The following is a 6,417-nucleotide window of genomic DNA, read 5'->3' on the forward strand; positions in this document are numbered from 1 at the left end:
AGACCAGCCATGATCAAGTACACCAAGAGTCACGAATGGATCGACACCACCGGGCCCGAGTTCGCCGTCGGCATCACGGAGTACGCCGCCAACGAGTTGGGCGAGATCGTCTTCATCGAGCTGCCCGAGGTGGGTACCGAGGTGACCGCGGGGATCGAGGTGGTGGTCATCGAGTCCGTCAAGGCGGCCTCCGAGATCATGTCGCCGCTGAGCGGGGTGGTGACCGCCGTCAACGAGGAGCTCACCGACAATCCCGCGCTCGTCAACGAGGACGCGGAGGGCACCTGGTTCTTCCGGGTGGCGCCGTCGGATCCCTCCGAGGCCGAGGAGTTCCTCGACGAGGTCGCCTATGCGGCGCACATCGGCGCATGACGGGGGCCTGGCAGAGGGTCGACTACAACCCCGACGACTTCGCTCACCGTCGCCACATCGGCCCCAGCCCGGCAGAGATGCAGCGGATGCTCGAGTCCATCGGTGTCGACTCCCTCGATGAGCTCATCGATCAGACCATCCCTGAGGGGCTGCGCCAGTCTGAGCCCCTCACCTGGGAGCCACTGACCGAGTACCGGCTGACGCAGAAGCTGCGCGCCGTCGCGGCCAGGAACCAGGTGGCCACCTCCCTGATCGGCCAGGGCTACTACGGCACCGTGACGCCACCGGCGATCCAGCGCAACGTGCTGGAGAACCCGGCCTGGTACACGGCATACACGCCCTACCAGCCCGAGATCGCGCAGGGCAGGCTCGAGGCGCTGCTCAACTTCCAGACCATGGTGGAGGACCTGACAGGGCTGCCCATCGCCAACGCCAGCCTGCTGGACGAGGCCACCGCAGCCGCCGAGGCCATGGGCATGGCCAAGCGGACCGCCAAGTCCAAGAGCTCGCGGTTCTTCGCGGCCGAGGACCTGCACCCGCAGGTGCTCGCGGTCCTCGCCACGCGCGCCGAGCCCCTGGGCATCGAGCTCGTGACCGGCCCGGCGGAGGACTTCGTCGCCGACGACCTGTGCGGCGCGATCTTCGCCCACCCCGGTACCCACGGCCACGTGCGTGACCTCACCGCACAGTGTTCCGCGCTGCGCGCCGCGGGCGCGGTGTCCATCGTGGCCACGGACCTGCTGGCCCTCTGCGTGGTGAAGGAACCCGGCGCCATGGGCGCCGACATCGCCATCGGATCGGCGCAGCGGTTCGGTGTGCCGATGGGATTCGGAGGCCCACACGCCGCGTTCATGTCCTGCCGAGACGACCTGAAGCGCGCCATGCCCGGGCGGCTCGTCGGCGTCTCCGTCGACGCGGCGGGCACCCGTGCCTACAGGCTCGCCCTCCAGACCCGCGAGCAGCACATCCGCCGCGAGAAGGCCACCTCCAACGTGTGCACAGCCCAGGCGCTGCTGGCGGTGATGGCCTCGTTCTACGCCGTGTTCCACGGTCCCCTCGGGCTCAGGGCCATCGCCCAGCGCACGCACCTGATGGCCGCCACGCTGGCAGCCACGCTCAGGGCCAACGGCGCTGAGGTGGAGCCTCGGCACTTCTTCGACACCATCACCGTGCGGGTCGGCGTGGGCCAGTCCGGGATCCTGGCCGCAGCCGAGCAGCGTGGCATCAACCTGCGCCGGGTCGGCCGGAGCCGGGTGGGCATCTCAGTGGACGAGACCACGGACCTCGACGTCGTGTGGCGGGTGCTGGACGCGTTCGGCATCGACGAGCGGCCGGACCTGGGCGAGGAGCCCGCCATCCCCGACGAGCTGCTGCGCACCAGCGACTACCTGACGCATCCGGTCTTCCACATGAACCGGGCCGAGTCGGAGATGATGCGCTACATGCGGCGCCTCAGCGACCGCGACCTGGCGCTCGACCGGGCGATGATCCCGCTCGGCTCGTGCACGATGAAGCTCAACGCCGCCGCCGAGATGATGCCACTCACCTGGCCGGAGTTCGGGGCCCTGCACCCCTACGCGCCCTCGCACCAGGCCGCCGGGTACGCGGAGATGGTGGCGGACCTGGAGCAGAAGCTGTGCGCGATCACCGGCTACGACGCGTTCTCCATGCAGCCCAATTCGGGCGCCCAGGGCGAGTACGCGGGACTGCTGACCATCGCCGAGTACCACCGTGCACGCGGTGAGCGGCGCGACGTGTGCCTCATCCCCACCTCTGCCCACGGCACGAATCCCGCCTCCGCGCAGATGGCGGGGATGAAGGTGGTGGCGGTCAAGGCCACCGCAGATGGCGAGATCGACGTCGACGACTTCCGCGCGAAGGCTGCCGCCGCCGGGGAGGCGCTCGCGGCGGTGATGATCACCTACCCGTCGACGCACGGCGTGTTCGAGGAGTCGGTGCGACAGGTATGCGACATCACCCACGAGTTCGGCGGGCAGGTCTACATCGACGGCGCCAACATGAACGCGATGGTGGGCCTGGTGCGGCCGGGCGACATCGGCGGCGACGTGAGCCATCTCAACCTGCACAAGACCTTCGCCATCCCCCACGGCGGCGGCGGCCCCGGCATGGGTCCCATCGGCGTGAAGAGCCACCTGGTGGAGCACCTTCCCTCGGATCCGCGCACCGGTGAGGCGGGGGCGGTGTCGGCCGCTCCGCTGGGCTCGGCGTCGATCCTGCTCATCTCGTGGGCCTACATCCTGCTCATGGGCGGGGCCGGCCTGACCCAGGCCACGCGGGTGGCCATCCTGAGCGCCAACTACCTTGCCACCCGGCTCGGCGGGGCCTTCCCCATCCTCTACCGCGGGGCCCGGGGCCGCGTCGCGCACGAGTGCATCCTGGATCCGCGGGAGTACGCCCACCACGGGATCACCGTCGACGACATCGCCAAGCGCCTGGTGGACCACGGCTTCCACGCCCCCACCATGTCGTTCCCGGTGCCGGGCACCCTCATGGTGGAACCCACCGAGTCCGAGACCCTGGCCGAACTGGACCGGTTCGTCACCGCGATGCTGGACATCGCCCGCGAGGCCGACGTGGTGGTCGCGGGCGGCATGAGCGCTGAGGAATCCCCGCTCAGGCGCGCCCCGCACACCGCCCAGGACCTGGTGGGCGAGTGGGACCGGCCGTACTCCAGGGAGCAGGGATGCTTCCCGCCGGGCGCGTTCCGGGTGGACAAGTACTGGCCCCCCGTCGGCCGGGTGGACAACGCCTACGGCGACCGGAACCTGGTCTGCGCCTGCCCTCCCTGGGAGGGGACCGACGCCTGAGCCTGACGGCTCAGCCGCTGAGAGCGACGAGGGCGGGCCACAGGGCCTCCACCTGACGCACGGTGGAGGCCTGGTCCCCCGAGTTGTCGATCACCCAGTCCGCCGCCGCGCGCCGGTCCGCCCGCGACGCCTGGACCCGGACCCTGGCCCACGCTCGGTCCAGGCTCAGGTTGTTGCGCTGCATCAACCGCCTGACCTGGGTCTCGGTGGGCACGTCAACGCAGATGATGTGGTCGAAGGCCTTGTCCAGGCCGGTCTCGACCAGCAACGGGATCACCTGGACCGCCACCGTGCCTGGCGGGGCGGCTGCCACCAGCTCGTCGGCGCGCTGCCGCACGAGCGGATGGACGATGGCGTTGAGGTCCGAGCGGGCCTCGTCGTCGACGAACACCAGGTCGCCCAGCTTGGTGCGGTCCAGCGTCCCGTCGGCATTCAGCATCCCGGAGCCGAAGCGCTCAACGATGCGGTGCAGCCCATCGGTGCCGGGCTCCACCACCTCCCGGGCGACAAGATCCGAGTCGATCACGACGGCGCCCAGGCGGGCGAGCTCGTCGGCCACCATGGACTTGCCCGAGGCGATCCCGCCGGTCAAAGCGATGCGTGCCATGGCCCGATGCTACTGGGGTTAGGCTGGATGCACGATCATCCCACCTCAGGAGGTAAATCATGGCAAGAATTCTGTGGATCGTGTTCGCAGTCATCATCGCACTCTGGCTCATCGGGCTGATCGCCAAGGTGGCGGGCGGGTTCATTCATCTGCTGCTGCTGGTGGCCCTGGCCATCCTCGTCTACAACCTGATCACCGGCCGGCGCGCACTCTGACAAAGCAAGGAGCCGCCCCCTCTCATCGAGAGGGGGCGGCTCCTTGATGCTACGAGTCAGCGACCGCCGGTGAGCTTGTCCCGCAGTGCCTGCAGGGTCTCATCCGAGGCGAGCTCGCCGGAGCCCTCGGACTCGGTGGTGTAGCCAGCAGCCGCAACCGTGGCCGCATCGCGGTCCGCGGTCTCGGCCGATTCGACCTGACGCTTGTGGGTCTCCCACAGGGCGTGCGCCTGGGCGTACTGGGCCTCCCAAGCAGCGCGCTGCTCGTCGAAGCCTTCCTTCCAGTCGTTGGTCTCCGGATCGAAGCCCTCGGGGTAGATGTAGTTGCCCTGGTCGTCGTAGGACGCCTGCATGCCGTAGAGCAGCGGATCGAAGTCGTCAGCTGCGACGTCGACGCCCTCGTTGGCCTGCTTCAGCGACAGGGAGACGCGACGGCGCTCCAGGTCGATGTCGATGACCTTGACCATGCGGTCGTCGCCAACCGAGACAACCTGCTCGGGGATCTCCACGTGACGCTCGGCCAGCTCGGAGACGTGGACCAGGCCCTCGATGCCCTCGCCGACGCGCACGAACGCGCCGAACGGAACGAGCTTGGTGACCTTGCCGGGGACGATCTGGCCGATCTGGTGCAGGCGGGCGAACGTCTGCCACGGATCTTCCTGGGTGGCCTTCAGCGACAGGGAGACGCGCTCACGATCCATGTCCACCTCGAGCACCTCGACGGTGACGGGCATGCCCACCTCGACCACCTCGTTGGGGTGATCGATGTGCTTCCAGGAGAGCTCGGAGACGTGCACGAGGCCGTCGACTCCGCCGAGATCGACGAAGGCGCCGAAGTTGACGATCGAGGACACGACACCCTTGCGGATCTGGCCCTTCTGGAGCTGGGTGAGGAACGTCTGGCGCACCTCGGACTGCGTCTGCTCCAGGTAGGCGCGGCGGGACAGGACCACGTTGTTGCGGTTCTTGTCCAGCTCGATGATCTTGGCCTCGAGCTCCATGCCCACGTAGGGCTGAAGGTCGCGGACGCGCCGCATCTCGACAAGCGAGGCGGGAAGGAAGCCGCGGAGGCCGATGTCGACGATGAGGCCGCCCTTGACCACCTCGATGACGTGGCCGGTGACGACGCCGTCCTCTTCCTTGACCTTCTCGATCGTGCCCCAGGCGCGCTCGTACTGAGCCCGCTTCTTGGACAGGATGAGGCGACCCTCCTTGTCCTCCTTCTGCTGAACGAGGGCCTCGATCACATCGCCGACCTGGACCACGTCGAACGGGTCCACATCGTGCTTGATGGAGAGTTCCTTGGAGGGGATGACGCCTTCGGTCTTGTAACCGATATCGAGCAGGACCTCGTCCCGGTCGACTTTGACGACGGTGCCAGAGACAATGTCTCCGTCGTTGAAGTACTTGATGGTGGCGTCGACCGCGGCCATGAAGGCCTCTGGGGTGCCGTAGTCATCGACCGTAACGGTCGGTGCCTCAGTGGAGGAGGTCATGTAGTAAGGGCTCCGAAAGTGAATGACAGTGCACAGCAGCCCTGCCGAAACGCGCGGTCCCCACTCCGTCCGAGGGATCGCAGGCCACAATGCCTCCCCAGCCTAGCTTTGATGGGGTTCAGGAGCAACCTGGGTCAGCCCCTGCCACGGTGGGTTGTCTACAGGGCTTCTCGCCGGTCGTGGGCGCTGCCTAAGCTTGGTGTGTGACCACTCCTCCGCAGCAGTCGCGCTCGCGCCTCCCCCTGCTCATCGTCCTTGCCGCGGCGCTCGTGGTCGTTGCGCTGATCGCGCTGATGATTCCCAGGGGCGAGGACACTGACGCCCTCCCCGTCCCGGCCACCTCCACGCCCGTCCCCGCCGCCTCCGCGCGGCCCTCGCCGTCGACGGCTCCCCCGACGCCCTCCGTCAGCCCCTCTCCCCTGCCGGCGAGCTCCTCTCCGGCTGCCGGGCCCCCCACCCTCGGCACCGCGACGCCTGACTGCACGGATCCGGCCGCCGGCTTTGTCCCAACCCGCTTCGCGATCCCGGCCGTCGGTGCTGACGAGCCCGTGGTCTCGCTCAACCTCGACGAAGACGGCAACATAGCCGCGCCGCCCAAGGACGAACCGCGAACCGCGTCCTGGTGGAACGCCGGCCCGATGCCCGGCGGCGACGCGGGGAAGGCCCTCCTCTCCATCCACACGTACCGCACGGGCAAGGCGTTGGGCAACGAGCTGTACGCCGGCGGTGAGCCGCAGCTCGTGGCCGGGGACCTGATCAAGCTGTACGGCGACGACGGCGTGGTCCAGTGCTACGAGTTCACCCGCTCCACCAAGGTGTGGGTGGCGGACTACGACCCGAACTCCGACGTGATGGTGGACTTCGAGGGAGCCCCGCAGCTGGCCATCATCATCTGCTGG

6 protein-coding genes are annotated in these 6,417 nt (G+C 68.5%); 4 read left to right on the plus strand and 2 right to left on the minus strand.

The window, feature by feature from the left end; all coding sequences use genetic code 11:
- Window positions 1-9: 9 nt before the first annotated feature.
- Together gcvH and gcvP are read left to right on the plus strand one after the other, a co-directional pair.
- Entirely contained in the window at window positions 10-372 is a 363-nt protein-coding gene (gene gcvH / locus H5399_RS11075; protein WP_182783081.1) for a glycine cleavage system protein GcvH, read from the plus strand.
- The gene (gene gcvP, locus H5399_RS11080; protein WP_182783082.1) at window positions 369-3,200 is read left to right on the plus strand and encodes an aminomethyl-transferring glycine dehydrogenase; all 2,832 of its coding nucleotides are present in this window, start codon (window positions 369-371) and stop codon (window positions 3,198-3,200) included. The genes gcvH and gcvP overlap by 4 nt, the downstream gene beginning before the upstream one ends.
- Window positions 3,201-3,210: 10 nt before the next feature.
- On the opposite strand, the gene coaE is transcribed toward gcvP, so the two are convergent.
- On the minus strand, window positions 3,211-3,807 hold the full coding sequence (gene coaE / locus H5399_RS11085; RefSeq protein ID WP_182783083.1) for a dephospho-CoA kinase: 597 nt from the start codon (window positions 3,805-3,807) through the stop codon (window positions 3,211-3,213).
- 59 nt (window positions 3,808-3,866) lie between these two features.
- Here coaE and H5399_RS11090 point away from each other — a divergent pair, with 59 nt between their 5' ends.
- Window positions 3,867-4,022 (plus strand): lmo0937 family membrane protein, encoded by a 156-nt coding sequence (locus H5399_RS11090; protein WP_182783084.1) that lies wholly within the window; start codon window positions 3,867-3,869, stop codon window positions 4,020-4,022.
- A gap of 56 nt (window positions 4,023-4,078) precedes the next feature.
- Here H5399_RS11090 and rpsA read toward each other — a convergent pair whose 3' ends face one another.
- Window positions 4,079-5,518, minus strand: coding sequence for a 30S ribosomal protein S1 (gene rpsA, locus H5399_RS11095; protein ID WP_182783085.1), 1,440 nt, complete (start codon window positions 5,516-5,518; stop codon window positions 4,079-4,081).
- A gap of 203 nt (window positions 5,519-5,721) precedes the next feature.
- Between rpsA and H5399_RS11100 the strand changes: the two genes are divergently transcribed.
- On the plus strand, window positions 5,722-6,417 hold a 696-nt coding region (locus tag H5399_RS11100; protein ID WP_182783086.1), incomplete at its 3' end, for a class F sortase.

The organism is Tessaracoccus sp. MC1627 (assembly GCF_014164725.1).
Taxonomy (GTDB): domain Bacteria; phylum Actinomycetota; class Actinomycetes; order Propionibacteriales; family Propionibacteriaceae; genus Arachnia.

Coding starts and splice junctions, on each gene's coding strand:
- gcvP (WP_182783082.1), top strand. CDS start 369: ATGACGGGGGCCTGGCAGAGGGTCGACTACAACCCCGACGACTTCGCT.
- H5399_RS11090 (WP_182783084.1), top strand. CDS start 3,867: ATGGCAAGAATTCTGTGGATCGTGTTCGCAGTCATCATCGCACTCTGG.
- gcvH (WP_182783081.1), top strand. CDS start 10: ATGATCAAGTACACCAAGAGTCACGAATGGATCGACACCACCGGGCCC.
- rpsA (WP_182783085.1), bottom strand. CDS start 5,518: ATGACCTCCTCCACTGAGGCACCGACCGTTACGGTCGATGACTACGGC.
- coaE (WP_182783083.1), bottom strand. CDS start 3,807: ATGGCACGCATCGCTTTGACCGGCGGGATCGCCTCGGGCAAGTCCATG.